This window comes from Mesorhizobium sp. M0119, assembly GCF_040322615.1.
Classification (GTDB): Bacteria; Pseudomonadota; Alphaproteobacteria; order Rhizobiales; family Rhizobiaceae; genus Mesorhizobium.
Genome location: NZ_JAMYTU010000016.1, coordinates 20,752 through 46,938 on the forward strand (window position 1 = coordinate 20,752; position 26,187 = coordinate 46,938).

Annotated in this window: 25 protein-coding genes, 1 tRNA gene and 2 pseudogenes; 15 read left to right on the forward strand and 13 right to left on the reverse strand. The window is 61.7% G+C overall.

What is annotated here, in order from left to right:
• Window positions 1–73: 73 nt before the first annotated feature.
• From blaOXA to NKJ40_RS16820, 3 genes are all read right to left on the reverse strand, one after another.
• A complete protein-coding gene (gene blaOXA / locus NKJ40_RS16810; protein ID WP_352466971.1) occupies window positions 74–889 on the reverse strand; it encodes a class D beta-lactamase in 816 nt (271 codons plus the stop codon).
• Window positions 890–1,034: 145 nt separating this feature from the next.
• Window positions 1,035–1,409 (reverse strand): membrane protein insertion efficiency factor YidD, encoded by a 375-nt coding sequence (gene yidD, locus NKJ40_RS16815; RefSeq protein WP_352467044.1) that lies wholly within the window; start codon window positions 1,407–1,409, stop codon window positions 1,035–1,037.
• Window positions 1,410–1,488: 79 nt separating this feature from the next.
• Window positions 1,489–1,656 (reverse strand): hypothetical protein, encoded by a 168-nt coding sequence (locus NKJ40_RS16820; RefSeq protein ID WP_352466972.1) that lies wholly within the window; start codon window positions 1,654–1,656, stop codon window positions 1,489–1,491.
• A 91-nt stretch (window positions 1,657–1,747) separates the two neighbouring features.
• On the opposite strand from NKJ40_RS16820, the gene NKJ40_RS16825 reads away from it, so the two are divergent.
• Window positions 1,748–2,662, forward strand: coding sequence for a LysR substrate-binding domain-containing protein (locus tag NKJ40_RS16825; protein WP_352466973.1), 915 nt, complete (start codon window positions 1,748–1,750; stop codon window positions 2,660–2,662).
• Here the strand turns inward: NKJ40_RS16825 and NKJ40_RS16830 are convergent.
• The gene (locus tag NKJ40_RS16830) at window positions 2,659–3,105 is read right to left on the reverse strand and encodes an iron-sulfur cluster assembly scaffold protein (RefSeq protein WP_352466974.1); all 447 of its coding nucleotides are present in this window, start codon (window positions 3,103–3,105) and stop codon (window positions 2,659–2,661) included. The genes NKJ40_RS16825 and NKJ40_RS16830 overlap by 4 nt on opposite strands.
• A gap of 240 nt (window positions 3,106–3,345) precedes the next feature.
• Here NKJ40_RS16830 and folE point away from each other — a divergent pair, with 240 nt between their 5' ends.
• From folE to NKJ40_RS16845, 3 genes are all read left to right on the forward strand, one after another.
• Window positions 3,346–3,981, forward strand: coding sequence for a GTP cyclohydrolase I FolE (gene folE / locus NKJ40_RS16835; RefSeq protein ID WP_352466975.1), 636 nt, complete (start codon window positions 3,346–3,348; stop codon window positions 3,979–3,981).
• A 35-nt stretch (window positions 3,982–4,016) separates the two neighbouring features.
• Entirely contained in the window at window positions 4,017–4,487 is a 471-nt protein-coding gene (hisI, locus tag NKJ40_RS16840; RefSeq protein WP_352466976.1) for a phosphoribosyl-AMP cyclohydrolase, read from the forward strand.
• 84 nt (window positions 4,488–4,571) lie between these two features.
• Window positions 4,572–5,543 carry a patatin family protein gene (locus NKJ40_RS16845; protein WP_352466977.1) on the forward strand — a complete coding sequence of 324 codons (972 nt, stop codon included), beginning with the start codon at window positions 4,572–4,574 and terminating at the stop codon, window positions 5,541–5,543.
• A gap of 20 nt (window positions 5,544–5,563) precedes the next feature.
• Here NKJ40_RS16845 and recJ read toward each other — a convergent pair whose 3' ends face one another.
• The 5 genes from recJ to NKJ40_RS16870 all read right to left on the reverse strand — a co-directional run bounded on the left by recJ (window position 5,564) and on the right by NKJ40_RS16870 (window position 11,590).
• Window positions 5,564–7,348 carry a single-stranded-DNA-specific exonuclease RecJ gene (recJ, locus tag NKJ40_RS16850; protein ID WP_352466978.1) on the reverse strand — a complete coding sequence of 595 codons (1,785 nt, stop codon included), beginning with the start codon at window positions 7,346–7,348 and terminating at the stop codon, window positions 5,564–5,566.
• Between the two features lie 60 nt (window positions 7,349–7,408).
• Complete coding sequence (gene glpX / locus NKJ40_RS16855; RefSeq protein ID WP_352466979.1) at window positions 7,409–8,392, reverse strand: class II fructose-bisphosphatase; 984 nt, start codon at window positions 8,390–8,392, stop codon at window positions 7,409–7,411.
• A 199-nt stretch (window positions 8,393–8,591) separates the two neighbouring features.
• Window positions 8,592–9,905 (reverse strand): homoserine dehydrogenase, encoded by a 1,314-nt coding sequence (locus NKJ40_RS16860; RefSeq protein WP_352466980.1) that lies wholly within the window; start codon window positions 9,903–9,905, stop codon window positions 8,592–8,594.
• A gap of 40 nt (window positions 9,906–9,945) precedes the next feature.
• Window positions 9,946–11,163, reverse strand: a complete 1,218-nt coding sequence (locus NKJ40_RS16865; protein WP_352466981.1) for an LL-diaminopimelate aminotransferase — start codon at window positions 11,161–11,163, stop codon at window positions 9,946–9,948.
• Window positions 11,164–11,203: 40 nt separating this feature from the next.
• Entirely contained in the window at window positions 11,204–11,590 is a 387-nt protein-coding gene (locus tag NKJ40_RS16870; protein ID WP_352466982.1) for a hypothetical protein, read from the reverse strand.
• 97 nt (window positions 11,591–11,687) lie between these two features.
• Here NKJ40_RS16870 and phaC point away from each other — a divergent pair, with 97 nt between their 5' ends.
• From phaC to NKJ40_RS16885, 3 genes are all read left to right on the forward strand, one after another.
• Entirely contained in the window at window positions 11,688–13,523 is a 1,836-nt protein-coding gene (gene phaC, locus NKJ40_RS16875) for a class I poly(R)-hydroxyalkanoic acid synthase (RefSeq protein ID WP_352466983.1), read from the forward strand.
• A 327-nt stretch (window positions 13,524–13,850) separates the two neighbouring features.
• Window positions 13,851–14,981 carry a YcbK family protein gene (locus NKJ40_RS16880; protein WP_352467045.1) on the forward strand — a complete coding sequence of 377 codons (1,131 nt, stop codon included), beginning with the start codon at window positions 13,851–13,853 and terminating at the stop codon, window positions 14,979–14,981.
• A gap of 176 nt (window positions 14,982–15,157) precedes the next feature.
• Window positions 15,158–15,232, forward strand: a tRNA-Glu gene (locus NKJ40_RS16885).
• A gap of 126 nt (window positions 15,233–15,358) precedes the next feature.
• Here NKJ40_RS16885 and NKJ40_RS16890 read toward each other — a convergent pair.
• Window positions 15,359–15,655 (reverse strand): DUF982 domain-containing protein, encoded by a 297-nt coding sequence (locus tag NKJ40_RS16890; protein ID WP_023678889.1) that lies wholly within the window; start codon window positions 15,653–15,655, stop codon window positions 15,359–15,361.
• Between the two features lie 301 nt (window positions 15,656–15,956).
• Between NKJ40_RS16890 and map the strand changes: the two genes are divergently transcribed.
• Both map and radC read left to right on the forward strand, forming a co-directional pair.
• The gene (map, locus tag NKJ40_RS16895) at window positions 15,957–16,784 is read left to right on the forward strand and encodes a type I methionyl aminopeptidase (protein WP_352466984.1); all 828 of its coding nucleotides are present in this window, start codon (window positions 15,957–15,959) and stop codon (window positions 16,782–16,784) included.
• Window positions 16,785–16,835: 51 nt separating this feature from the next.
• Window positions 16,836–17,582: a RadC family protein gene (gene radC, locus NKJ40_RS16900; RefSeq protein ID WP_023720155.1), complete on the forward strand. Its 747-nt coding sequence runs from the start codon at window positions 16,836–16,838 to the stop codon at window positions 17,580–17,582.
• A gap of 81 nt (window positions 17,583–17,663) precedes the next feature.
• Here radC and NKJ40_RS16905 read toward each other — a convergent pair whose 3' ends face one another.
• From NKJ40_RS16905 to NKJ40_RS16915, 3 genes are all read right to left on the reverse strand, one after another.
• A complete protein-coding gene (locus NKJ40_RS16905) occupies window positions 17,664–20,243 on the reverse strand; it encodes a bifunctional diguanylate cyclase/phosphodiesterase (RefSeq protein ID WP_352467046.1) in 2,580 nt (859 codons plus the stop codon).
• A 487-nt stretch (window positions 20,244–20,730) separates the two neighbouring features.
• Complete coding sequence (locus NKJ40_RS16910; RefSeq protein WP_023678894.1) at window positions 20,731–21,597, reverse strand: class I SAM-dependent methyltransferase; 867 nt, start codon at window positions 21,595–21,597, stop codon at window positions 20,731–20,733.
• Between the two features lie 142 nt (window positions 21,598–21,739).
• Window positions 21,740–22,930, reverse strand: a complete 1,191-nt coding sequence (locus tag NKJ40_RS16915) for a glycosyltransferase family 4 protein (RefSeq protein WP_352466985.1) — start codon at window positions 22,928–22,930, stop codon at window positions 21,740–21,742.
• A gap of 495 nt (window positions 22,931–23,425) precedes the next feature.
• On the opposite strand from NKJ40_RS16915, the gene NKJ40_RS16920 reads away from it, so the two are divergent.
• The 6 genes and pseudogenes from NKJ40_RS16920 (at window position 23,426) to coxB (ending at window position 26,098) form a co-directional block, all read left to right on the forward strand.
• Complete coding sequence (locus NKJ40_RS16920; protein ID WP_352451366.1) at window positions 23,426–23,782, forward strand: SPW repeat protein; 357 nt, start codon at window positions 23,426–23,428, stop codon at window positions 23,780–23,782.
• A gap of 128 nt (window positions 23,783–23,910) precedes the next feature.
• Complete coding sequence (locus NKJ40_RS16925) at window positions 23,911–24,360, forward strand: DUF2231 domain-containing protein (protein WP_023678897.1); 450 nt, start codon at window positions 23,911–23,913, stop codon at window positions 24,358–24,360.
• Window positions 24,361–24,401: 41 nt separating this feature from the next.
• Window positions 24,402–24,755 carry a hypothetical protein gene (locus NKJ40_RS16930; RefSeq protein WP_352466986.1) on the forward strand — a complete coding sequence of 118 codons (354 nt, stop codon included), beginning with the start codon at window positions 24,402–24,404 and terminating at the stop codon, window positions 24,753–24,755.
• Window positions 24,679–24,882, forward strand: a pseudogene (locus tag NKJ40_RS31945) (PQQ-dependent sugar dehydrogenase); the annotation flags it as partial. The gene NKJ40_RS16930 and the pseudogene NKJ40_RS31945, both read left to right, overlap by 77 nt.
• A gap of 6 nt (window positions 24,883–24,888) precedes the next feature.
• A pseudogene (locus NKJ40_RS16935) lies at window positions 24,889–25,075 on the forward strand (efflux RND transporter permease subunit); the annotation flags it as partial.
• Between the two features lie 207 nt (window positions 25,076–25,282).
• A complete protein-coding gene (coxB, locus tag NKJ40_RS16940; protein WP_352466988.1) occupies window positions 25,283–26,098 on the forward strand; it encodes a cytochrome c oxidase subunit II in 816 nt (271 codons plus the stop codon).
• Window positions 26,099–26,187 lie beyond the last annotated feature (89 nt).

The window sequence follows — 26,187 nt, forward strand, 5'->3', positions numbered from 1 at the left end:
GTAAGAGCCGGATGCGTCCGGCGGCGAGCGGTCTTTTATGGACAGTTTTCGGTGCCGTAAAGCCGGATGTAGGTCACCTGACGAGATTCGGCAGCTCTTTCAGGAACATCGCCCGCGTCTTGAGCCCCTTTGGCGTGTCGGAACGTTTCGTATCGACTACCAGGCGGGCAAAGACGATCTTGCGAGCATCGGTCTGCGCCCAGCCGACAAACCAGCCAAGCGAGCGCTTGTCGGCGCTGTCGCCAACCTTGGTCGTTCCGGTCTTGCCCTGCACCGTCCAGCCGCCTGCCCGGAAGGTCGGGACAATCGCGCTGGTCATCGCATGGGCCTTGTCCGAGACCGCCAGTTTCCGCGCCAGCAGCTTGCGCAGGAAATCGACCTGCTCGACCGGCGATATCTTGAGCGAAGAATTCACCCAGGAATGGGTGAGTCCGTCATTCCTGCCGGCAGTGCCGGAGACGTCGGTGTTGCCATAGTCCAATCTCGACACATAGCCGGCAAACTGTTTGCTGCCGAGCCGGCGCGTAACCTCGCGTGAGAACCAAAGGACCGAATCCCTTTCCCAGATCGTCGGGTCGACGGTCTTGCGGTCCCGTTTCGGCGCATTGAACTCTGCCTTGTACTCCCAGCTTGGCGTGTGCTCGTCGCTCAGGATTCCGGCATCATAGCCGATCAGCGCCAGCGGAACCTTGAATGTCGAGGCGGGACTGAAGCGCTGGTCGCAGCTCCCTTGGCGATACAGCGTCTCGCCGCTTGCGGCGTCGACGATCAGGGTGCATTCGACGTCCGCGAGCGGCGCCGACTGCGCACGGATCGGAAAACCCAACAGCCACGCCAGGACATAGAGAACCACGGCGAAAACGAAGGGAAGACGATCTATCCGGCGCATTTGGTAACCTCTCCTGAAGGGTGTCAGGAGCGGCTTAGCGAGGCGTCTTGTCTCGATTTTGTCTCAAATGCGCGATGTCCGCGCAAGCTGCGGTTAACCCTACCAGATCGTAAAAGCGGTCCGGTTGTGCACTGAACAGTTGCGGTCAGCTGTCCAGGTCGCTGCGTTTTTTCCCGATCCGCCAGTACTGCCATGGCGTGAACCAACGGTAACGATCAGCCAAGATCTCCGGCACGCGGTCGATGCCGTGCGTTCCGAACGGTCCGCAGCGCAGCACCCGGAAAAACCCCATCCAGCCGCCGGCCCACAGCCCGTGGCGGGCGATCGCTTCGTGCGCGTATTCGGAACAGGTCGGCAGATGCCGGCAGGAATTGCCGACGAAGCCGGACAGCGTCAGCTGGTAGAGCCGGACAAGCGACGTGCCGAAGACGCGGCCCGGCGTCTTGCGCCACGGGCCGGGCCAGTTGCGTCCTTGTCGAATCGGCCTGGCGCCGTGCGCATGCCGATGTTGGTCAACCACCGCAGTCTCCACATCGCATTTTCCCACACGATAGATGTGCGCATCGGACTGGGAACGCAATGGCGTTCCGGCAATCCCGTCATGGCCTGGTACGGCGAACCGGGTAGCGGTCGGGCGCCGGCTTCCGGCATACGGCGACGCTGGTCGGCGGCCTCTCCTCGTACCAATCCCTATGCGGTTTCTCGTCGTGCCATTGAAACGTCGCGATCCGCACGACATCGCCCAGAATGTTGAGAAACTGGATCATGGCAGCACTCCTTGAGCACCGATTAGAGCGCCGCTGGCCTTGATCTTCAAACGAGTATAACGTTCACGTCAGATAACTCTGAGTTATGCGAATGAAGCGCGGACACCTTCCCTTGACGGCTCTTAGAAGCTTCGAAGCAGCCGGTCGTCACCTGAGCTTCAGCCGTGCGGCCGAGGAGCTTTACGTTTCGCAGGCAGCGATCAGCCGCCAGATCCGCGAGCTCGAAACCTTCCTGCGCCAACCTTTGTTCTTCCGCCATCATCGCCGCGTCGAGTTGACCGACACCGGCCGGCGGCTGCTCGACCAGTTGGTCAGAAGTTTCGAGGGGATCGACAGGCTGCTTTCGGAATTGACGGCGGCCCCGACGCAGTCCGTGGTCCGTGTCAGCGTCGAGCCGTCGCTTGCATCCGTATGGCTGGTGCCGCGGCTCAACCGGTTTCGCGAGTTGCGACCCGATATCGACGTTTCCCTTGAGGTCGACCCGAGGTTGATAGAGTTTCGCAGCGATCAGCCCGAACTTGCCCTACGCTTCAGTGCGCATGCCACCTCATGGCCACGCAGCGAAGCCGAACAGCTTGCCGCGGTCGTCGATTCACCAGTTCTATCGCCGGCACTTCTTGCATCCGGCCCAGTTCTGGAAAAGCCGATCGACCTTGGTCGCTATACATTGCTGCACGAAGAAAACCGTCAGGCTTGGGCGCGCTGGTTCGAAGCGGCCGGCGTGACGGCTGAAGCCGTGCCTGCGCGCGGCCCGATGCTCGCGGATGCTTCGCTTTCGAAGCAGGCAGCCTTGCTTGGACATGGCGTCGCACTGGGCGATCTTTTGCAGATCGGCGAAGAACTTGCATCCGGCGCGCTGATCAAGCCTTTCGACATCGACGTCGCGTCCGGCGCCTATTGGCTAGTGGCCAGAAGGCTGAATGACCTTTCCGAGCCGGCCACGGCTTTTGCCGACTGGGTCCGGGCGGAATTCGCCGAAAGCCGGCGTTTCCTTGCCGAGATCTAGGCCGCCTCTTCCGCCCGCTTCTTTTCGATCTGGCCGACGGCATCGACCACTGCGTCGAAGGTCAGCATGGTCGAGGCGTGGCGCGCCTTGTAGTCGCGCACCGGTTCCAGGTATTTCAGGTCGGCGAAGCGGCCTTCGGGCGGCGGGCCATTTTCCTTCAGCATCTTCAGCATCGTCTCGCGCACGCTGCGCAATTCTTCGGCGCTGGCGCCGACGACATGCTGCGCCATGATCGAAGACGAAGCCTGGCCAAGCGCACAGGCCTTCACGTCATGCGCGAAATCGCTGACGACGCCATCATCCATCTTCAGATCGACGGTCACCGTCGAGCCGCACAGCTTGGAATGTGCTCGTGCGGTTGCGTCGGGCCGCTCGAGCCGGCCGATCCGTGCGATGTTTCCGGCAAAACCCAGAATTTTCGCATTGTAAACATCGTCGATCATATTTTTCCAATCCGTCGCCGCCCAGCGAACAGTCATTGCCGCTCTGGCGTCTTCCTTTCGCTCGGCACGAACATATATAATGGCGATAGTCGGGTATCGACAAGGCGACCACAAACCTCGTCATACCCAATTCTGTTCACGCCACTTACGGGCTGGAAACCGGGCGAGTTTCTGACACCCGAAAGGTCGTGGTCCGTTCAACTCGTTCCTCCTGAGAGAGGAACTACGGGAGACGCCTTTATGGACGCCGTTATCAAGAAACTCATGCCGCGGTCTGCCTATATGGAAAAGCCGGTCACCGACCGGCCGAGCGAGGCCGAAGTCGAAGCCGCTGTGCGCACCTTGTTGCGCTGGACCGGCGACAACCCTGACCGCGAGGGCCTGATCGACACGCCGAAGCGCGTCACCAAGGCGTTCAGCGAAATGTTCAACGGCTATGATATGTGCCCAGCCGAGGAACTTGGCCGCACGTTCGAGGAAGTCGCCGGCTATGACGATCTCGTCCTCGTCAAGGACATATCCTTCCACTCGCATTGCGAGCATCACATGGTGCCGATCATCGGCAAGGCGCATGTCGGCTATCTGCCTGACGGCAAGGTTGTCGGCCTGTCCAAGATAGCCCGCGTCGTCGACATCTTCGCCCATCGCCTGCAGACCCAGGAAGCGATGACCGCGCAGATTGCCGGCGTCATCCAGGACGTGCTCAATCCACGCGGCGTGGCCGTTATGCTTGAGGCGGAGCATATGTGCATGGCCATGCGCGGCATCCGCAAGCAGGGCTCGACCACGCTGACCTCAACCTTCACCGGCGTCTTCAAGGACACACCCGAAGAGCAGGTCCGCTTCGTTACCATGGTGCGCGGCGGCAGGATCTGATCGGCCTGCCGGCTTCGCTAGATGAGGACCGGCGAATGTCGGCATTGGAATTCCCGAAAGCTCCAACAGACAAGAAGGCACTCGAGGAAGGCGCGGTCCTGTCACCGCGCTTCGATGCCGGGGGCCTCGTCACTGTCGTGGTCACCGATATCGAAGATGGCATGCTGCTGATGGTCGCGCATATGAATGCCGAGGCGCTGGCGCTGACGCTCGAGACCGGCATCGCGCACTACTGGTCGCGTTCGCGCAAGGCGCTGTGGAAGAAGGGCGAAACCTCGGGCAATGTCCAGCAGGTCGTCGAGATGCTCACAGATTGTGACCAGGACGCGATATGGTTGCGCGTCAAAGTGCTGGGTCATGAAGCAACTTGTCACACCGGCCGACGTTCATGCTTTTATCGGACGGTGGGGCTGAGCGATGGCAAAGGGACGCTTGCCAGCGACGGCAGCAAGCCGCTGTTCGATGCGGAAAAAACCTATCGAAAGCCCAATACACCATCAATATGAACCATTCGCAGCACTTCAGCCACGTATATTCATGATTTCGATACGGCCCGCCTGTAGGATGACCGTGGGACAAGGGAGATTGTGATGCTCGACTGGGCGTCATTGCGCAACAGACCTGACGTTCGGGAGGCCAATGGCCTCTCCTCGGCCGCAGGCGCATCCGAAACCAAATCTCCGGGCAAAACAGGGATTTCGCTGGCATTGGGTGGCGGCTGTGCGCGCGGCTGGGCGCATATCGGCGTGCTGCGCGCGCTTGACGAAGCCGGCATCGAAGTGTCGATGATCGCCGGCACCTCGATCGGCGCGCTGGTCGGCGGCTGCTATGTTGCCGGCAAGCTCGACGAGCTGGAAGAATTCGCGCGCAGCCTGACCAGGCGGCGCATTTTTGGCCTTCTCGACCTCAATCTACGCGGCAGCGGCCTGTTCGGTGGCATGAAGCTCGATGCGCGGCTGCGCGAGCACATAGCCGGCATCCGCTTTGAGGACCTGCCAAAACCATTCGTCTGCGTCGCTTCGGAAATCCGCACCGGCCATGAAATCTGGCTGTCGAGCGGCTCGTTGAGCACCGCCATGCGCGCCTCCTACGCGCTGCCCGGCGTGTTCGAGCCGGTCGCCTGCAATGGGCGTGTGCTGGTTGACGGCGCCTTGGTCAATCCGGTGCCGGTCTCGGTCTGCCGTGCCTACGAGCAGCCGCTCGTGGTTGCGGTGAACCTTCACTACGATCTGTTCGGCCGCGCCGCGGTGATCAAGCACAGTGCCGGCGAGCTGGTCATCGAGAAAGACGCGCCGAGAGCGGGCCACGCCGATCCCGAACGCCAGTCGCGCGAGACGCGGCTCGGCATTACCGGCGTCATGGTCGAAGCCTTCAACATCATCCAGGACCGCATCTCGCGCGCCAGGCTGGCCGGTGACCCGCCGGACATATCGCTGCAGCCGAAGCTCAGCCATATCGGCCTGACCGAATTCCACCGCGCCGACGAAGCGATCCGTATCGGCTACCAGGCAACGATGGCGCAGATCGGCGATCTGACCCGGCTGCAGACCGTCCTCGCTTAGGCAGAGCGGTCAGCGAGCTCTCAGGCAAGCGCCGCGTCGACGATACGAAATTGCACCGTGCGGTTGCCGTTCCAGTGGTTGCCCGACAGCGAGCCGGCTACATGCACCGGCTTGCCCCTGTTCTTGAACAGGAATTCGCCAAGAGCCGTCTCGACGGCGCGAAAGGCGATCGCCTGGATGCGGCCGCCGCTTTCCGACTGCAGTTCGGCGCGGATGTGGTTGCTCCCGACCGCCCGCGCATCGACAAGCCGGTGGCGCGGCAGCGCGAACACCGGCGCGACGTGCCCGGCACCGAACGGCCCTGCCCTCTCAAGTGCATCGAGCAGCGCGAGCGTCGCGCCCTCGGCGGCAAGCGCGCCGTCGATCGCCAGGCTCTCCTCGCCTTGCAGCCGGAACACATCCACCGCCGCGCGCTCTTCGAAAAAAGCCCGGAGCGCGCCGAGCTTCGCCCGCTCGACGGTGATGCCGGCCGCCATTCCGTGGCCGCCGCCCTTGACGATAAGTCCGGCATCGGCAGCCTCGCGCACCAGCCGGCCGAGGTCGAAGCCAGACACTGAACGGCCTGAACCGGTACCGACACCATTGGCGTTGAAGGCGATGGCAAATGCGGGCCGGCGCGCATGGTCCTTGAGCCGCGAGGCAAGCAGGCCGACAATGCCCGGATGCCAGTTGCTGCTGGCTGTGACCACGATTGCCGGACCATTACCGCCGGCAAGCTCGGCGTCGGCCTCTGAGCGCGCCGCGGCCAGCATCTCCTGCTCCATCGACTGCCGCTCCTGGTTGAGCCGATCCAGCGTCTCGGCGATGGTGCGGGCTTCGACCGGGTCGTCGGTGGCAAGGAGGCGACTGCCAAGTGCTGCGTCGCCGATGCGCCCGCCGGCGTTGATACGCGGACCGATCAGAAAGGCCAGATGGAACGTGCTGATCGGCTCGCCTATACGCGAGACCCGCGCCAGCGCCGCCAGCCCTTCGTTTCTCTGCTGTCGCGCCACCTGCAGCCCCTTGACCACGAAGGCGCGGTTGACGCCGGTGAGCGGCACCACGTCGCAGACTGTGCCCAGCGCCACCAGGTCGAGCAGGGCAAGCAGGTCCGGCGGTGCGGCATCCGGCAGGCGGCCGCGCAGGATCTTCGCCGTCTGCACCAGGCAAAGGAAGACAACGCCGGCGGCACAAAGATGGCCCTGTCCGGAAAGGTCGTCCTCGCGATTTGGGTTGACGACCGCAGCCGCTGCCGGCAACGGCCCGCCGACCTGATGGTGATCGAGCACCACGACGTCGGCGCCGGCGGCCTTCGCCGCGTCGATGGAAGCAGCACTGTTGGTGCCGCAATCGACGGTGACGATCAGCGTCGCGCCGCGCGAGACGAGCTCGCGCATCGCTTCCGGATTGGGGCCGTAACCCTCGAAGATGCGGTCCGGTATGTAGATCTCCGACGGCACCGAGAAATGTGCGAGGAAGCGCTTGAGCAGCGCCGACGAGGCGGCGCCGTCGACATCGTAGTCGCCAAAGATCGCCACCTTTTCCCTGGCCGTCACCGCCTGGGCGATGCGGGCGGCGGCCTTGTCCATGTCGGTCAGCGATGCCGGGTCGGGCAGCATGTTGCGGATGGTCGGATCCAGAAACCGCTCGGTCTGCTCGGCGGTGACGCCGCGCCCGGCCAGCACGCGCGCCACGATATCGGGCACGCCATAACCTTGCGCGATGGCGAGCGCAGCCATGTCCTGGCGCTCGGTCAGCCGGTGTTCCCAGGAAACGCCGGTGGCCGATTGCCTGACATCGAGGAAAAAGCGTCTTTCCCCCGTCACGTGATGCGCCGTCTGCAATTTGTCATTGCGCACAATATGCAACGGCTAACTGAGTCGAAATCAAAACTTTTCCAGATCCTGGTGCCTGGCCTTGATCTCGCGCACGGTCCGCGATGACGAGCGCAGCACGATCGTATGCGTGGTGATGAAATTGCGGCCGAACTTGACGCCGGCCAGCATGTTGCCGTCGGTGACGCCGGTCGCGGCAAACAGCACGTCGCCGCGTGCCATGTCTTGCGTGTGGTAGATCCGTTTGGGGTCGGAGATGCCCATCTTGGCGGCGCGCACCAGCTTTTCCGGCGTGTCGAGCATCAACCTGCCCTGCATCTGGCCACCGGTGCAGCGCAAGGCGGCAGCTGCGAGTACGCCTTCCGGCGCGCCTCCGGTGCCGAGATAGATGTCGATGCCGGTCTCGTCCGGGTCGGTGGTGTGGATGACCCCGGCGACATCACCGTCGCCGATCAGACGGATTGCGGCTCCGGTCGCCCGCACGGCTTCGATCAACGCGCCATGGCGTGGCCGGTCGAGAATACAGGCGGTGATCTCCGCCACCGGCACGCCCTTGGCCCTGGCGAGGCTGGCGATGTTTTCGGCCGGCGAGGCATCGATGTCGATGATGCCGTCGGCATAGCCTGGGCCGATCGCGATCTTGTCCATATAGACGTCCGGCGCGAACAAAAGGCTGCCTTTTTCGGCAATGGCGATAACGGCCAATGCGTTGGGCAGGTTCTTGGCGCAGATCGTCGTGCCTTCGAGCGGATCGAGCGCGATGTCGACAGCCGGGCCTTTGCCCGTACCGACCTCCTCGCCGATATAAAGCATCGGCGCCTCGTCGCGTTCGCCTTCGCCGATCACCACCGTGCCGTTGATGGCAAGACGGTTGAGCTCCTGCCGCATGGCATCGACCGCGACCTGGTCGGCGGCTTTCTCGTCGCCGCGTCCGCGCAATCTGGCGGCCGCGACCGCGGCGCGTTCGGTGACGCGCACCAATTCCATGGTCAGTATCCGGTCGAGGCCGGCGACAATGTTCTGGGCCACATTCATTGATGGACAATCCTCGTTGGCACTTTGTTTTTATGCATGTCGTTGTCCCAAAACCGCCGCACACTTTTGGGCGACATGCATTAGCCTCCCGCCAGAGACGCGCTTCTTGTGTCAAAGCCCCGTGACAACAGCAAGACCTGCGCTGGACCTTTTTGAAAGCGCAGCAATATCAATCGATTAAACGCAAAATGTGAGACTGCTATCCGGCCCGCTCGATGCGGATGACTTGCGGCTTGTCGGTCAGAAGGCTGTCTCTGATGATGCCGTCGACAGCCTTGCGCACCGCCGCCTCGGTCGTCTCGTGGGTCACCAGGATGACGGTCTTCTGTGCCTCGGTTTCCGGCCCGGCGGCATGCTGGACGATCGATTCCAGCGAAATGTCGTTGTCGGCCATGCGCTTGGCTATTGCCGCGAAGACGCCGAGGCGGTCGTGCACGGTCAGCCGGATGAAATAGCCGCCGGCATGGCTGCGCATCTGCGCCTTCTTGTAAGGCTTCAATTCCTTCGCCGGCCGGCCGAAGACCGGACCATGCTGGAAGCCAGGCCGGCTCTTGGCGATGTCGGCAATGTCGCCGATCACCGCCGACGCGGTGGCGTTGCCGCCGGCGCCAGGGCCGGAAAGCAGCAATTCGCCGAGGATGTCGGTTTCTATCGCGACCGCATTGGTGACGCCGTGCACCTGCGCGATGACCGAGGCCGTCGGCACCATGGTCGGGTGCACGCGCTGCTCGATGCCGCTTTCGGTGCGTTGGGCGACGCCAAGCAGCTTGATCCGGTAGCCGAGATCGCCGGCCGCGCGGATGTCGGCTTGGCTGATGTTGGAGATGCCTTCCATATAGATATCGTTGGCGGCGATCCTCGTGCCGAAGGCAAGGCTGGTCAGGATCGACAGCTTGTGCGCGGTGTCGTGGCCCTCGATGTCGAAGGTCGGGTCGGCTTCGGCATAGCCCAGCCGCTGGGCATCCTTCAGGCAGGCATCAAAGGACAGGCCCTCGGCTTCCATGCGCGTCAGAATATAGTTGCAGGTACCGTTGAGGATGCCGAAAACGCGGGTCACCGAATTGCCGGCCATCGCCTCGCGCATTGTCTTGATAACCGGAATGCCGCCGGCCACCGCCGCCTCGTAATTGAGCAGCACGCCTTTCCTCTCGGCGATCTCGGCCAATGCCACCCCGTGCTTGGCAAGCAACGCCTTGTTTGCGGTGACGACATGTCGGCCGGCCTCGAGCGCCGCTTTGACGGACGAGCGTGACGGGCCTTCGTCGCCGCCGATCAGCTCGACGAAGACATCTATCTCGGCGGTCTGCGCCATCTTGACGGCGTCGTCGAACCACTGTGCTGTGCCAAGATCAACGCCGCGGTCGCGTTTGGGATCGCGGGCCGAAACCGCCGACACGACGATGTCGCGTCCGCACTGCCGCGTCAGTTCGGCCGCCTTGTCGCGCAGCACGCGGGCCACCGACGCACCGACGGTGCCGAGGCCGGCAATTCCAACACGCAACGCTTCAGCCATGTCCGGCGACGCCCCATTCGGTCGATTGATGTGTAAAAAATCAGCGATGCGCGGCGAGCGGTACGACGTTATTCGGCTGCTTGGCGCTGGACGCGAGGAAGCGCTTGATGTTGCGCGCCGCTTGCCGGATCCGGTGCTCGTTTTCGACCAGCGCGATACGCACGTGATCGTCGCCATGCTCGCCGAAGCCGACGCCCGGCGCCACCGCGACGTCGGCGTGCTCGATCAGGAGCTTGGAGAACTCAAGCGAGCCCAGGTGCTTGAACGGCTCCGGGATCGGCGCCCAGGCGAACATCGATGCCGCCGGTGCCGGAATGGTCCAGCCGGCACGGCTGAAGGCGTCGACCATGACATCGCGGCGTTTGCGGTAGACGTCGCGCACTTCGGCGATGTCGGCGCCGTCGCCGTTGAGTGCATGCGCGGCCGCCACCTGGATCGGCGTGAAGGCGCCGTAGTCGAGATAGGATTTCACACGCGTCAGCGCCGAGATCAGCCGTTCATTGCCGACCGCAAAACCCATGCGCCAGCCCGGCATCGAAAAGGTCTTCGACATCGAGGTGAACTCGACCGCGACGTCTATGGCGCCCGGCACCTGAAGCACCGAAGGCGGCGGATTGCCGTCGAAATAGATCTCCGAATAGGCAAGATCCGACAGGATGATGATGTCGTTCTTCCTCGCGAAGGCCACCACCTCCTTGTAGAAATCGAGCGAAGCGACCAGTGCCGTCGGGTTGGACGGATAATTGAGGATCAGTGCCAGCGGCTTCGGGATCGAATGGCGGATGCCGCGCTCCAGGGCCGGGATGAAGCCGTCGTCCGGCTCGGCCTGCAGCGAGCGGATGACGCCGCCCGACATAATGAAGCCGAAGGCGTGGATCGGATAGGTCGGATTGGGGCACAGGATCACGTCGCCGGGGGCGGTGATCGCCTGCGCCATATTGGCGAAGCCCTCCTTCGAGCCGAGCGTCGCCACCACCTGGCTGTCCGGGTCGAGCTTCACGCCGAAGCGGCGGGCATAGTAGTTGGCCTGGGCACGGCGCAGACCCGGAATGCCGCGCGACGACGAATAGCGGTGCGTGCGCGGATCGCGCACCACCTCGCAGAGTTTGTCGACGATGGCCTTGGGCGTCGGCAGGTCCGGATTGCCCATGCCAAGGTCGATGATGTCGGCGCCGCGCGAACGCGCGCTGGCCTTCAGCCGGTTGACCTGTTCGAAAACATAGGGCGGAAGCCGGCGGACCTTGTGAAATTCTTCCATGGCAGTTCCAGACAGTGAGGTTGCGGTCGCGCGTATAAGCTTATTTGCAATTAGGGTCGAGAGCGGGGTCGCATTTGCCTTCGATCTGCTTCAGCGCCTCGGCGCCGTGTTTTTTTGCCAGCTGGTCCAGCGCTGCCTGGTCCGCGACCTTGACGCCGCCGCCCTTCGCGGCCTGATTCTGCTCCTCGGCCTTCAGTTGGGCAAGCTTGGCGTTCTTTTCCTCGTCGGTGAATTGCTCGGCCGCCACCTGCGGCGGGATGTTCAGGTTCGGATAGGAACCGGTGTCCTTCGCCCCGACAAGGCCGGTGGCGGGCGCTGCACCTTCTATGTTGCTGCTCGTGCAACCGGCCATCGCCAACAGGACGAGCGCCATGCGGCAAAAACGACCAGTGCCGGAAAAAACGTTCTTGCCAATATTAATCGTCATATTGTTTTCCTGGCGGGCGGGTTAGAGCACATTGGACCCTGTCCGATATCCCATGGTAATATGTCAACAAAACGCTTCGGGAGGAACCCCGCGAACCATGTCCAAAACACCCGATTCGGGCAAAGCGGAAGATGACCAACCTTCGACCGTCGAGCAATATCTGGTGAAGGACCCGGAACGCTTCGCTCTGAACATGGCCCGCATGATCGAGCAGGCCGGCAAGGCCGCCTCGGCATGGGCCGAGCCGCGGGAAAAGGGCGAGGTGCGCGATCACGTCGCCGAGCCGGTCGTCGACATGGTGAAGACCTTCTCCAAGCTCACCGAGTACTGGCTCTCCGACCCGCAGCGCGCGCTGGAGGCGCAGACGCGGCTGTTTTCCGGCTACATGACCGTCTGGGCCAACGCCGTCCAGCGCATCGGCGCCGGCGCCGAGGACGCCGAGGACGCGGTCAAGCCCGAGCGCGGCGACAAGCGTTTCCAGGACCCCGAATGGGGCCGCAACGCCTTCTTCGATTTTCTGAAACAGGCGTATCTGGTCACCTCGCGCTGGGCGGCCGAACTGGTCGAGCACGCCGACGGCCTGGACGAGCACACCCGCCACAAGGCCAGCTTTTATGTCAGGCAGGTGTCCAACGCCATCTCGCCGTCGAATTTCATCCTGACCAATCCGGAATTGTTTCGCGAGACCATCGCCTCGAACGGCGAAAATCTGGTGCGCGGCATGAAGATGCTGGCCGAGGACATTGCCGCAGGCAAGGGCGACCTGAAGCTGCGGCAGGCCGATTATTCACCCTTCGAGATCGGCAAGAATCTCGCCACCACGCCCGGCAAGGTGGTCGGCCGCAGCGACGTCGCCGAAATCCTGCAATACGATCCGGCGACCGAGACCGTACTCAAGCGGCCGCTGCTGATCTGCCCGCCATGGATCAACAAATACTACATTCTCGACCTTAATCCGCAAAAATCCTTCATTCGCTGGGCGGTCGAGCAAGGCCACACCGTCTTTGTCATCTCGTGGATCAACCCGGACGAGCGGCACGGCGCCAAGAGCTGGGAGGCCTATATCCGCGAGGGCCTGCAATACGGCCTCGACACGATCGAAAAAGCCACCGGCGAAAGCGAAGTCAACGCCATCGGCTATTGCGTCGGCGGCACGCTGCTGGCGGCAGCCCTCGCGCTAATGGCGCAGGAAGGCGACCAGCGCATCAAATCCGCCACCTTCTTCACCACCCAGGTCGATTTCACCTATGCCGGCGATCTAAAAGTGTTCGTCGACGAGGAGCAGGTCGCGGCCGTCGAAAAGGCGATGAACGAAAAAGGCTATCTCGACGGCACCAAGATGGCGACCGCCTTCAACATGCTGCGCTCGGGCGACCTGATCTGGCCCTATGTCGTCAACAACTACATGCGCGGCAAGGATCCCCTGCCCTTCGACCTGCTCTACTGGAATGCCGATTCGACCCGCATGGGCGCTGCCAACCATTCTTTCTATTTGCGCAATTGCTATCTCGAGAACAGGCTTTCCCAAGGCACGATGGAACTGGCTGGCCGCACGGTTTCGCTGAAGGACGTTACCATTCCGGTGTACAACCTCGCCTCTAAGGAGGACCACATCGCGCCGGCGCTTTCGGTATTCCTCGGCTCGAATTATTTCGGCGGCGAGGTCGACTACGTCATGGCCGGCTCCGGCCACATCGCCGGGGTCGTCAATCCGCCGGCGGCGCAGAAATATCACTACTGGACCGGCGGCAAGCCGGCCGGCGACTTCGACCAATGGCTCGCCGGGGCCACCGACCATCCCGGTTCCTGGTGGCCGCACTGGCAACGCTGGATCGAAGCCAAGGACAATACCCGCGTACCGGCCCGCAAACCGGGCGAGCATATGCAAGTTCTAGGCGAAGCCCCCGGCACCTATGTCAAGGTGCGCGTGTAACCATCTGTAATGTGTGGTGAGTTGACGCGCCGCCAAAAGCGGGCGAAATGGTGCCGTCAACCCTGAGCAGCCTTGATTCATCCTCTAGCCGCCAAATTACTTTGAGGCTTGCAGATTTGACACAGGTCTCGTTTCCGGTTCGGGGAACAAGGGTCATTTCGACGAGACGTTTCGACGCCGCGCCAATGACGAACCGGTCGGATATCGAGGGGGAATTTTGTTTTGAGATCAGCAGGATCGCGCCTCGCGAAGGGAGAAAGCCGCGCCATTGTGGCGGCGCTTTTCTCGGTGCTCCTGGCGTCCTGCACCTCCGCCGGCGACCCGACCATGTCGGTCGGCATGCCAGGCTACAATACCTCGGCTACCGAAATCAGCACGGCCGCCGGTGCGCCCCAGGCCAGCACGGCCGCGTCATCGTCGCAGATGACAACCGCACAAATGACGATGAATGCAGAGGGCGACGCCAACCTTCCCGAGCAGGTCGCCTATGTGCCCGTGGCCAAGCCAGGGGCCAAGCCCGATGCCGGCTTCCCGATCGCCGTTCCCACGGCAGCCGAGACGATCGCGGGACACACGCCGCAACCGCTGCATCCAAACGCCGAGGCGGCTGAACAGGCCAACGTTGTGGCGCAGAACAGTGCCGCCGCCGATGCCGGCGCATCGAAGTCCGACGCCAAGGCAGCCGCACCGGCGATGAACAACCCGGTCTATGTGACCGCCGGCGAGATGCCGCAGCCACAGGCCTACGCACCGAAGAAAAACTTCCTGGCCTCGCTGTTCAGCGCCACCCCCGCTTCGGCGGCATCGCCGGCCAACAGTCGATCGGGCGGGCAACCAACGGTCGTGCAGGCCAACGCGACGCCTGCGGCAAAACCTACCGTTACCCTGGCCTCGGCCAATCCGGCTGAAAAACCGGTGCAGTTGGTGTCGACAGGCGATACCAGCCACTTCACGGCCGATGCGCTGCCCGGCGTGCGCCAGACGGCGCTGTTCGAGATCAAGCGCAAATCCGGCCTCGACGATGAGAGTGATGTCGATCTCAACGAAGACGAAGGTTCGGGTGGCGCCTACCAGGTCGCCTCCGCCGCCGGCCTCGCCCGGCTGGCGCCCAATGGCCTCCTGAAACAAAACGAAAGCGTCGATGTTGCCTGCTTGAAGCCGTCGTTGGTTCGCGTGCTGAAGACGATCGAAGGCCATTACGGCCGCAAGATGACGGTCACCTCCGGCTATCGCGATCCGGCCCGCAACCGCCGCGCCAACGGCGCCAAGAATTCGCTGCACATGTACTGCGCCGCCGCCGACATTCAGGTTCCCGGCGTCTCGAAATGGGAACTGGCGAGCTACCTCCGCACCATGCCGGGCCGCGGCGGCGTTGGCACCTACTGTCACACCGAATCCGTTCACGTCGATGTCGGGCCCGAGCGCGACTGGAACTGGCGCTGCCGCAGGCGCGGCTAGGGCGAGGTTCTTCCGCCACTGCGAAGGCTCCCCTCGGCGGCGTTGCATCATGCCGCAAAAACCAGTTTGGCTGTCGGAAAAACGCGGTTTGGAGCCAAAGGAAAAAAGTTGTCGCAGCCGGCGCCAGACGGGTTGCCGGTTTGTCGCGACGCAACTATAAGCGCTCACATCTGAGCGCGCCCATCGTCTAGCGGTCAGGACACCGCCCTTTCACGGCGGTAACAGGGGTTCGATTCCCCTTGGGCGTACCAGCAATTTCAACTTGGCATATGTCTATCGCCAGCGTGATGCTGCGCAAGCTTTGCTGGACCCGCCACTCTGATGGGGATGTCGGCAAGAGGAGGCGAAGACAGACTGAGGATTGTGTCGAAGGCTTCCTACGCCCGCAGTCCCCTCGCCTCGCCGCCGCGCTTGCGTGGAACCATCATGTCCCTGGCAAGGAGGCCGCTCACCCGGCAAAAGGCCATGAAGGCCCGCCATGCGTCTTCGGTCTCGACGATGTCCACCGTGGCACCAAAACAGGCGTTGAATGCGGCCTGGTAGGTTGGCCCCTTCCGGCGAACCGGCCACGTTTGCAGGAAATCGAGCGCCTGCTCGACACTGTAGATTTCCTCGACCGGCTGGCCGGGCACAGGCGCGATCCGCACCGGCACCTCGAATTGCAGTCTGTCCATTCGATCTCTCCCGAACCCGACGCCCCCGCAGCAACGCCGTTCGTCGCAAAAAAATTGCCGTGGCGGCTTAATGCTTGGGCCGCTTCTCGCCTAGAAATGTGTCGTCACTACGGTAGCCAATGAACCCGGCGGAAGCATGGGCCGCTACACGCAAGGAGAATGCCCCCAGGGCGTGAATATCGCCGGTCTTCGGCCGTCGCCGGCAGTTCGTCCTTGAACCTTGCGCTTTCCAGTGCCAAATCTGGGGAGATTTCTCTCGCGGAGGCTCATCCAGCCTCGCATCTCTGCAAGACGGATAAAAATGGTCACCTATCTCGACGCCGCCACGGCACCGCTCAGAAACACCGGCCAGATCCGTCTTTACGACGAGGAAGGTTTTGTCGGCATGCGCAAGGCTTGCGATCTCACCGCGCGCTGCCTCGACGAACTGGTGACGATGGTGGCGCCCGGCGTCACCACCGAAGCGATCGATCGCTTCGTCTTCGAGTTCGGCATGGACCATGGCGCGCTTCCGGCGACGCTCAACTACCGCGGCTACACGAAATCATCCTGCACCTCGATCAACCACGTCGTCTGTCACGGCATACCCGACAGCAAGCCGTTGAAGGATGGCGACATCGTCAATATCGACGTCACCTATATCCTCGACGGCTGGCATGGCGACTCCTCGCGCATGTATCCGGTGGGCACGATCAAGCGTGCCGCGGAGCGGCTGCTCGAAGTCACGTATGAGTGCCTGATGCGCGGCATCGCGGCAATCAAGCCGGGCGCCCGCACCGGCGCCATCGGCGCCGCCATCCAGACCTATGCCGAAGCCGAGCGTTGCTCAGTGGTGCGCGATTTCTGCGGCCACGGCGTCGGCCGGCTGTTTCACGACGCGCCGAACATCCTGCATTACGGCAGCGCCAGCGAAGGCGTCGAGATGCGGCCGGGCATGATCTTCACCGTCGAGCCGATGATCAATCTCGGCCGGCCGCATGTAAAGGTGCTGTCGGACGGCTGGACCGCGGTGACGCGCGACCGTTCGCTGTCGGCGCAGTACGAGCACACGATCGGCGTCACCGAGACCGGCTGCGAGATCTTCACGCTATCGCCAAAAAATCTCGACCGCCCCGGCCTGCGGGCCTAGTGTCTGGCAGATCGGGCGTTACCTTGCCCGGCCAATGCTGGTGGGGCAGCCATGAACGGTGACGACGACGAGCGGGCCTTCTTTCCCGAAAGGCCGGTGCGATCGCCCGCCAAGGCGGTGGCCGCCGACAAGCCGCATTATCTCGGTCATCGCGACCGCCTGCGCGAGCGCTTCGCGGCCGGTCCCAACACCCTCCCCGACTACGAACTGCTCGAGCTTTTATTGTTTCGGCTGATCCCGCGCGCCGACACCAAGCCGGTCGCCAAGGCATTGCTGGCACGCTTCGGTACATTGGCCGAGGTCCTCGGCGCGCCCGTCGAGCGCCTGCAGGAGGTGAAGGGCATCGGCCCGGCGGTGGCGCTCGACCTCAAGGTGGTTGCGGCAACGGCGCAGCGCATGGCGCGCGGCGAGATCGCCGGCCGCGAGCTGTTGTCGACCTGGACGCAGGTTCTCGAATACTGCCGGTCGGTGATGGCCTTCGAGGAGCGCGAGCAGTTCCGCATCCTGTTCCTCGACAAGAAAAACGCGCTGATCGCCGACGAAGTCCAGCAGGTCGGCACCGTCGACCACACACCGGTCTATCCGCGGGAGGTGGTCAGGCGCGCCTTGGAGCTCTCCGCCACGGCGATCATTCTGGCGCATAACCATCCGTCGGGAGACCCGACGCCGTCGCGCGCCGACATCGAGATGACCAAGCTGATCATCGAGACGGCCAAACCGCTGGGCATTGCCGTTCACGACCACATCATCATCGGCAGGAAAGGCCACTCCAGCATGAAGGGCCTGCTGCTGATTTGAGGTTTGTTGTTTTCAGCTTTGTTGCGCGGATGTACCGCGACGCTCAAGGCGGGTCGGGTCGGTAAACTCCGGCGCCGAGGCTCAGCTGGCCGTGCGCATGCGCCGCGATCGGACAAAGGTCTTAAGTCCCTCGGAATCGAACGCGTGGCCGAAGGCATAACCCTGCAATATGTCGCAGCCCAGGCCCTTGAGTAGCCGTGCATGCTGCATCGTCTCGACGCCTTCCGCCACGACCTCGATACCCAGCGACTTGCCGATTTCAATGATCGACGAGACAACCTGCCTTCTCTGCGGCGATTTGACGATTGGGGTGACCAGCTGCCGGTCTATCTTCAGCCGGCGAGGCTGCAACTTCAGCAAACTGACCATCGAAGCGTAACCGGTACCAAAATCGTCTATTTCGACGTCAATCCCCAGTTCTTTTATCTGCTCGATGTTCCAGGTGACAAGGTCGTCGTTCTCATCCAGGAAAATCGACTCAACAAGCTCAAACGAAACTGTTCCTTTCTTGATATTTTGTTCTCGCAGGCTCTTGATGAGCTCCTCGTCTTGAAGGCGCCGCGCCGAGACATTGACCGACACCCGCGGAATGCGAAGTTTTGCAGCGGACCACTCTTCGAAATCCAAAAGCGATTGCTTCAATATGGCTTGGTCGATGAACGAGACGACGTTCAGTTCTTCTGCAATCCTCAGGAAGACGTCGGGCGCCAAAATACCCTTTACTGGATGTCTCCACCTCGCCAGCGCCTCAACCCCAACGATTTCGAGCGTCTTTGCGTCAAATTGGGGCTGGTAGAACGGGATGAACTCGTTGCGCTCGAGGCCGCCGAGAATTTCGTCGGCGATCCGCTTTGTATCGACGATTTCGCTTTGCATCGCGCCAGTGAAGAATTCGTATCGATTGCGCCCACGCCTCTTTGCTCGGTAAAGCGCGATGTCGGCGTTTACCAGCAGGTGTTTGGCTTCGACACCTTTTCCGTTGTCGACAGCTATACCCACGCTGACGCCAAAACGGCATCGATGGCCTTGATAGTAGACGGGTTCGCGCATTTGGCTGATTACCCGATCGGCAAGCAGCGCCAGTTGCTTGGTATCGTCGCGTACCACGCACAGAACGATGAATTCGTCTCCTCCGATGCGGGCGACGAATCCTTCGTCGCCGACCTTCGATCTGAGGACTGTCGACGCGTGAACCAACATCGCGTCACCGGCGGCGTGGCCCAGCGTATCGTTGATGTGCTTGAACCGATCCAGATCTATGTGAAGCAGTGCCGCATGACCGCCTGAGCGCCTGGCGTTTGCCGCGTAGTCTTCCAGTACCTGGTCGAGGTAACGCCGATTGGGCAAGCCGGTCAGCGAGTCATGAAGCGCGATGTGCTCTATGCGCGCCTTGGCCGACTCGAGTTCTGCATTTTTCGACTCGGACAGCTGTTTTGCGCGAACCAGATCCTTGTTCAGCAGGACGTCGGCAGTCACATCCCATTCCGCGCCGATCATTTTTGGGGTGTCGTTTGTGGCACGGTAAAGGATCGCCTTGGACCGGACATGACGGATTTCGCCATTCGGGCGCACAATCCGGTACTCCGACAAATACGGTCGTCCGCTGGCCACCGCCCTATCGAAATCTGCGTTGGCGCCAGCCAGATCATCTGGATGGATCGCTCCCGCCCAGTCTGTGTAGCCCCGGTGCTCCCCCGCTGGTTTGCCATATATTTCATTGACGCGTTCATCCCATGTAAGCTCGTTGGTCGCGAGATCGTGTTCCCAAACCCCGATAGCCGAAGCTTCCAGGGCGAGTTCAAGGCGCCGTGACAATCGGCGCAATTCCGCATAATTGCGCTGTCTTTCGCCTATCAGACGGCCAGTGACCAGGAAGGGGAACACAACCAAGGCCCCGGCCGTCGCCATGATCGCGCGCAACAACCATGCGTTACTTGGCGTCGAAGGCCAGCCATTCTTGGGAATGGCAGCGAGCTGCCACGAACCGGAAGGAAGCAAAACGTCAGCCGTCACCGGATCGCTTTTGCTGATCTCCTCATTGCCGTAGAATTGACCACCACGGTGACCAAGGGCGTCCCTGCCGATCAGCGCGACGTCGATCCCGAGATCGTCGTCAAGCATGCCGCTCGCTCTGTAAAGGCGCTGCACGTCGACAACGGCGGAAATAATGCCCCAGAATCGTTCCGTGTTGCCCGCGCTCGGCACGAAAACCGGAAAGCGGCCGATGAAGCCTTGTCCTCCCTGCTTCAGCTCGACGGGACCGGCAAGCACCAGCTTGCGTTCATCTCGCGCCCTTAGCGCAGCCGCACGCTGCCGCTCGTTCTTGCGGTAGTCCAGGCCCATCGCCTGCTCATTACCCTCCATCGGGTACATCAGGGAAACGACCAGATCGGGCGCGCCGGCAATATTGTTCAATTGCGAGTCGGAGCCAAACAGGTTGCTCGCCAGCGAGGCGAAGCGTTGCTGTCCCATATAGGGCTCGGTCACGACCGCCGCGACCAATCCACGCACGAGTTGAAGGTTTCCGTTGATATTGCCTTCGAGCTTGGCACGGATGAGATTGACCTTGGTCAGCACGTCCGCACGGACGGCCTGGTCCGAGACGACTTTGTTCTGGTGCTCCGCGAACGCTGCGCTGATAAGTATGACGACAAGCGCGATCGCCGCCGGAATATTTGCCGACGAAAAGACGACCTCCTTGATGCCGCCGAACCTAGCGCGGAAAAAAGCCAATAGGCGATTCCTCAAGTGCCATTTCAGGTTCCCGGGTCGACCCGATGAGGAAACATTAGCTTTCAATGTTTAATTTGACCTTCACGCTCCTTAGAGCTTTTGCGCTTTCCGACCCATTGCTGATGTTGCAGGCCCGAGCGGCTGGAGCCAGCTGCCGACTTCCACTGACATCGTCCCACTGATTGCGATGCGCTGGCGCCGGGGATCCAGAGTCTGTTGACCATTCGCGAGGAGATCTGATGGGAGCAAGAAACGGCGGCCGGCCGCCGTTTCCTGCTCATCTCAAGGCGTTCGTCTGTGGAAACGGACCCACAGAGAGGCCAGCTAGACCATGCTTGCTCGGAAGATCAAGGAGCGCGAGCGCGATTGCACACTTCGACGCTCCGACCCGAGTACTCAAGAGCGTTGGCCTGGACTAGTGGCCCTCAATCGCCTTGGGAGACACAAGGTACGGTATCTTGCCGACGCTGCGTTTCGTCGCGCCAATGGAATAGGCCATCGGTATCTTGGGAGAGTTCTCCGGCAGGCCGTACATATCCTTGCCGGCCCGCACTGCAAATGAAAAGTGCTGCCACGAAACGGTGTCATGCTCATTGAGAAAATCGAGCGTCAGACCCGCTGAAATCAGCGCATTCACCACGTCACTGATCGGGTGGATCCACTCATAATAGCGAGGATGCTTCAAGATGCGGTCATCGCCGGTGTAGGTCAGTTCCTCGTTCCAGGCGAGCGGCCGAGCTATCGGCGTTCGCCAGTCATGCTTCAATTCCAGGGCTGCGGCCTTTCGATCGCACTGAAACATCAATGGATGGCCCTCGGCCATGTAGAGGCGGCCGCCGGGTCGCAGGAGATCGGCAACCACCCGCGCCCAACGGAACACGTCGTCCAGCCAGTTTACCGAACCCCAGGTAACATAAGCGATATCAAAGGTCCGACCGAGCGCTTCCACCGCCTCGAACAGTGGCGCTTCCACGAAGCGCACGTCGGTGCCTGCCTTCGCAGCAAAATCCCGCGCCGCCACGATCGCCGTCGGTGAAAAGTCGAGCCCGGTCACGCTGCCTGCGCCGAGATTCTTCAGGCTGATCGTGTCAAGACCGATGTGACATTGCAGGTGGACGATATCCTTTCCGGCGATATCGCCGAGCTCGCGCGTTTCCAGCTCATAGAGATTGGATCCGCCGGCCAGCACATTCTCGATGTGGTAGCTGCCCGTTGTGTCGGTCGAGTGCAGTTCGGCCCGATCATCCCAATTAAGGCGGTTCGCGCCCAGAAACCGTTCCAAATTCCCCCCACCCCTGACTGACGCATGGTAAACAAGTCGTTAAAGTACCTTTGCAGCGAAAATATCGCGCGTCAATCCGGACCGGGCGGCAGTGTGCGCCGCCGCTCGCGAAAGCCATAGCTCCGGGAAGGCTTGCTGCTGATCAAAGGCTCCTGGCGCAGTCGCCGTGCCCGGCGACAAGACCCCGCAGGCGACCCCCGACGCCACCGTCGTGGTCTGCATGTGGATTAGTCGGTTCCTCAGCCCCCGCGGCCACCATCGCGATGTTTCTGGAGAGCTCGTTTGTGGGGTCAACTGCGTCTGCTCTGCCGCTCGTGAGTGCTCGGTAAAGTGCCACATAATCGCTGCACATGCGCTCGACCGTGAACCTCGTCTCGAACGTCTGCCGCACTCGTGCGCGCTCGAGGCTGTCTATGCGCCGGAGCGCGCCCACAGCTTCCTCCACCGTATCCACGATCCATCCGGACACACCGTCATCGATGATCTCCGGGACGGCGCCACGCCGGAACGCAACCACCGGCGTACCACAGGCCATTGCTTCGATCGTTACGAGCCCGAAGGGTTCCGGCCAGTCGATTGGGAACAAAAGCGCTTTCGCATTGCCCAGAAAATCCGCCTTTTGCCGCTCATCGATCTCGCCAATGAACTCCACGTTCGAATGCCGCAGCACTTGCGGCTCGACCCTTTCCTTCCAGAACGACTGGTCCACCTTGTCGATCTTGGCGGCGATCTTCAGAGGAATCCCGGCCCGCGCTGCTATTTCTATGGCCGTTTCCGGCCCCTTTTCCGGCGAGATGCGACCGAGAAACGCAAGATAGCCAGAGGTGTTCGGGTGGAATGGCAGAAGATCGCGGGGCAGGCCGTGATGCACGGTTCCAACCCAATTGACGGGTGGCATGGGCCGGCGCTGGTCGAAGGAAATCGAGACCAGGGGAACGTCGTCGAACATCGCATAAAGCTGCGCCAGATCGGGCAGGTCGAGCCTGCCGTGAAGCGTGGTAACCGTTCGTCTGGCAAAATCCCGAATTATGGGGAAGTGCAGGACATCGACGTGGAAATGTAAAACGTCGAATTCATCGGCTCGCCGGCGCACCCGTTCAAGCATCATAACATGGTGCGGACCACCGTCCTGGACCCTGGGGTTCAGGCGCAGCGCGACGTCGCAACACCGCACCAGCTCGGCTGAGGTACGAGAATCGGCGCTGGCGAACAGCGTCACCTCGTGGCCCTGTCGGACAAGTTCTTCGGTCAGATACGAAACAATTCGCTCGGTTCCACCGTAGGTTCGGGGCGGCACGGATTCGGTTAGCGGTGCGATCTGGGCTATTTTCATTTAGAAAATCTTTTCGGCGGCGATCGCCGTCTTTCAAACAAGCTTCGGCGGCAACCAAGACAAGCGAGAGCTTCCCGTTGCGAAGTATTCTATGCAGAGCGTATTTATAGTTGTGCCGTCCGTGCTCCTCCCGTGCAATCAGGTTTCCCTTATTCAACTCCTCTGCATCCAAGAACTGCGATCCCTGAGAAATGTTTCACCGGCTCGATAAAAAGACAGAATGAGCTACGCGCCGCCGCCCCGCCGCCCCCTGACAGGCAGCTTTGGATTTGTTCGATCACCACCAATTGATCCAGGCGTGCCGGTGCCGAATGGAACATAAAGCCCGGAATTCAGTTAGATAGCTGGATTTGGCTGGAGTACCGCCAGATGCGGAATTCCAGCCGGGCAGGGCACTACCGTGACACGGAGTGAGCGGCTTCGGGCGCATCTCGCCGAACTCAGGCACCACCTTGCCGAACTCAGGAGCCATAAACGCTCCTTATGGAGGATGCCATGAACCAGTGGACAAACGCCAGGCTCTGTGACGTAGCCAACCTGATCCTTGGGGCAATTCTGTTCTTCTCTCCCTGGATCTTCACATTTGCGGCAGGCCCGCAGACGCAGAACGCCCTCGGCAGCGGAATCTTGATCGTCGTGCTTTCGGTTGCCGCCCTCGCAGCATTTGCCGTGTGGGAAGAGTGGGTGAACCTGGTCGTCGGACTGTGGGTTCTCGCATCGCCCTGGGTGCTTGGATTCCAGGCGACCACGGCGATGACCGTGCATGTCGTGATCGGCATTCTGGTCGCCGTGCTGGCGGCGATCGAGCTCTGGATGATGTATCAGAACCCGCCGACCCAGTCCGCCGCCTAACAGGCGCAGCCAGCCAGCGCCCTTTTTTGGGCCTGACGGATCTATCGGTCGTCTGCCGGTCTCTCGGCAACAGCCGCCGGAGGCCGGGCAGGCGGTTGTTTGGACGAGAATAGGAAGGGTGGCGCATTATGGTCGGTGACAATCCGCGTTCGACGGCCAGGATTGCGGGACATCCTATTCATCCGATGCTCGTGCCATTTCCGATCGCCTGCTTCGTCGGCACCCTGCTGACGGATCTAGCCTATTGGCGAACAGCGGAGATGATGTGGGCTGACTTCTCCGCTTGGCTGGTTACCATCGGCGTGATCATGGGCTGCCTAGCAGCGATCGCGGGGCTGATCGATTTCCTGGCCAATCCGCTGATAAGGGCACAGCCCCCCGCCTGGCCGCACGTGCTCGGCAATCTTCTGGCGCTGGCGTTATCCATCATCAACATGCTCGTGCACACCCGCGATGCATGGACCTCCATCGTTCCTACCGGCTTGATCCTCTCGGCGGTTGTCGTGCTCATCCTCATCTTCACTGGTTGGCTGGGCTGGTCCATGGTTTACCGGCATCACGTCGGAGTGGCGGATTGATGCGCGTAGCAAGCTCCATCAGTCAGACCAGGCGCATCGCGGTGTCCGTCCTCATTGGCACTGCGGCGATCACGCTTGCCGCATGCAGCGGCAACGACCCAGATCCCGGCAGGCAGATAGGGCCAAATCCAAACCTGCCCGAACCGATCCAATATTTCTTCCCGCCCATGCATCTCGCTTCCGTGGTCGGATGGAAGAACGACGAAAAGCCGACAATCGCGCAGGGGCTGCAGATCCAGGCTTTTGCCCACGGCTTGCAGCATCCGCGGTCGCTTTATGTGCTGCCCAATGGCGACGTCCTGGTGGTCGAGTCCAAGGCGCAATGGCTACAAGGTGGTGTTCGTACCATTCAGCGGCGGCCATCCGAGCGGCGTCGCTACCGACGTGGTGACTGACTTCCTGGATAAGGACAACAAGGCGCGCGGCCGGCCTGTCGGCCTGGCTGTAGACAAAACCGGGGCCCTGCTCATCGCTGATGACGTCGGCAACACAGTTTGGCGGGTGACATCTGCCGGCCAATAAAGTGGCTCCACTCCCTTCGTCGAGCTGTCGGTCGAGCAGGTGGAACCGACACTGCTCCAAGCAATCGTGCTGGCGTTCTTCGTCATGCTGCTGTTCCTGCAGAACCTGCGCGCGACGATCGCCGTTCCGGTGATTCTGCCGGGCACATCGGCGTGCCGCCATTGCCGGTTACTCGACGCTGACGATGTTTGCAGCGCGCTCGCCATCGGGCGGCTGAGCTGGAATTGGATGAAGGCCTGCCCTGATCACCGCCGAGCCTAAGGACCGCCAGCGCCGAGAAATGGTATTTTTGCCCTTCCCACAGCCGGCTCTAGAATTTTCATCGCAAATCAAGTTATGATGCACTTGGTATTTCCCGGGACGGCTTTGCGCCGCTTGGAATACCGGGAGGAACCGGGACATGGCCGTTGCGCTTGTACTCGTTCTGATAGTCGTGGGCTCGGTGTTGTTCCACTTCCTGAGCCCATGGTGGTGGACGCCGATTGCCTCAAACTGGGACTATATCGACAAAACCATCATCATAACTTTCTGGATCACCGGCGTCGTCTTCGCCGCCGTGGTTCTTTTCATGGCCTATTGCGTCTTCCGCTTCCGTCATCGGGAAGGCAATCAGGCGGCATATGAACCTGAGAACAGGCGGCTCGAATCCTGGCTGACGGTCGTCACCGCGGTTGGCGTCACGGCCTTGCTCGTTCCCGGCCTGTTCGTCTGGAGCCGGTTCGTCAACGTTCCAAGCGACGCAACCGAGGTCGAAGTCGTCGGCCAGCAGTGGCAATGGAGTTTCCGCCTCCCCGGCAAGGACGGCAAGCTCGGCACATCGGACACCCGCGACGTCAACGCTGAAAATCCACTCGGCGTCATCGCCGCCGATGTCAACGGCCAGGACGATGTCGTAGTGGAAGCGGCCGACCTGCACCTCCCGGTTGGCAAACCGGTCAAGATGCTGCTCCGGTCGATCGATGTGCTGCACGATTTCTACGTGCCGGAATTCCGCGCCAAGATGGACATGATCCCGGGCTCGGTCACCTATTTCTGGTTCACTCCGACCAAGACCGGAACCTTCCAGGTCCTGTGTGCCGAACTCTGCGGCCAGGGACATCCGATGATGCATGGCGTGGTCATGGTCGATACTCAGGAAGACTATCTGGCGTGGCTTGGCCAGCAGCAGACTTTTGCGCAGCTGTCCGCGCCCCAGCAGATGGGCTCGGCAGAGTAGGGAACCGGAACGACGGCGCGCCGTCGGGATTGAAAATAGTGCGGCAAGCCCGAACTGTCGGGCTGGCCGAAAAGGGCACGGAGGTGTTC

Bases quoted from the DNA above. Each gene is read 5' to 3' on its own strand.
- blaOXA (WP_352466971.1), bottom strand. From the start codon at position 889: ATGCGCCGGATAGATCGTCTTCCCTTCGTTTTCGCCGTGGTTCTCTAT.
- NKJ40_RS16820 (WP_352466972.1), bottom strand. From the start codon at position 1,656: ATGATCCAGTTTCTCAACATTCTGGGCGATGTCGTGCGGATCGCGACG.
- NKJ40_RS16825 (WP_352466973.1), top strand. From the start codon at position 1,748: ATGAAGCGCGGACACCTTCCCTTGACGGCTCTTAGAAGCTTCGAAGCA.
- NKJ40_RS16830 (WP_352466974.1), bottom strand. From the start codon at position 3,105: ATGATCGACGATGTTTACAATGCGAAAATTCTGGGTTTTGCCGGAAAC.
- folE (WP_352466975.1), top strand. From the start codon at position 3,346: ATGGACGCCGTTATCAAGAAACTCATGCCGCGGTCTGCCTATATGGAA.
- hisI (WP_352466976.1), top strand. From the start codon at position 4,017: ATGTCGGCATTGGAATTCCCGAAAGCTCCAACAGACAAGAAGGCACTC.
- NKJ40_RS16845 (WP_352466977.1), top strand. From the start codon at position 4,572: ATGCTCGACTGGGCGTCATTGCGCAACAGACCTGACGTTCGGGAGGCC.
- glpX (WP_352466979.1), bottom strand. From the start codon at position 8,392: ATGAATGTGGCCCAGAACATTGTCGCCGGCCTCGACCGGATACTGACC.
- NKJ40_RS16860 (WP_352466980.1), bottom strand. From the start codon at position 9,905: ATGGCTGAAGCGTTGCGTGTTGGAATTGCCGGCCTCGGCACCGTCGGT.
- NKJ40_RS16865 (WP_352466981.1), bottom strand. From the start codon at position 11,163: ATGGAAGAATTTCACAAGGTCCGCCGGCTTCCGCCCTATGTTTTCGAA.
- NKJ40_RS16870 (WP_352466982.1), bottom strand. From the start codon at position 11,590: ATGACGATTAATATTGGCAAGAACGTTTTTTCCGGCACTGGTCGTTTT.
- phaC (WP_352466983.1), top strand. From the start codon at position 11,688: ATGTCCAAAACACCCGATTCGGGCAAAGCGGAAGATGACCAACCTTCG.
- NKJ40_RS16880 (WP_352467045.1), top strand. From the start codon at position 13,851: ATGTCGGTCGGCATGCCAGGCTACAATACCTCGGCTACCGAAATCAGC.
- NKJ40_RS16890 (WP_023678889.1), bottom strand. From the start codon at position 15,655: ATGGACAGACTGCAATTCGAGGTGCCGGTGCGGATCGCGCCTGTGCCC.
- map (WP_352466984.1), top strand. From the start codon at position 15,957: ATGGTCACCTATCTCGACGCCGCCACGGCACCGCTCAGAAACACCGGC.
- radC (WP_023720155.1), top strand. From the start codon at position 16,836: ATGAACGGTGACGACGACGAGCGGGCCTTCTTTCCCGAAAGGCCGGTG.
- NKJ40_RS16915 (WP_352466985.1), bottom strand. From the start codon at position 22,930: ATGAAAATAGCCCAGATCGCACCGCTAACCGAATCCGTGCCGCCCCGA.
- NKJ40_RS16920 (WP_352451366.1), top strand. From the start codon at position 23,426: ATGAACCAGTGGACAAACGCCAGGCTCTGTGACGTAGCCAACCTGATC.
- NKJ40_RS16925 (WP_023678897.1), top strand. From the start codon at position 23,911: ATGGTCGGTGACAATCCGCGTTCGACGGCCAGGATTGCGGGACATCCT.
- coxB (WP_352466988.1), top strand. From the start codon at position 25,283: ATGGCCGTTGCGCTTGTACTCGTTCTGATAGTCGTGGGCTCGGTGTTG.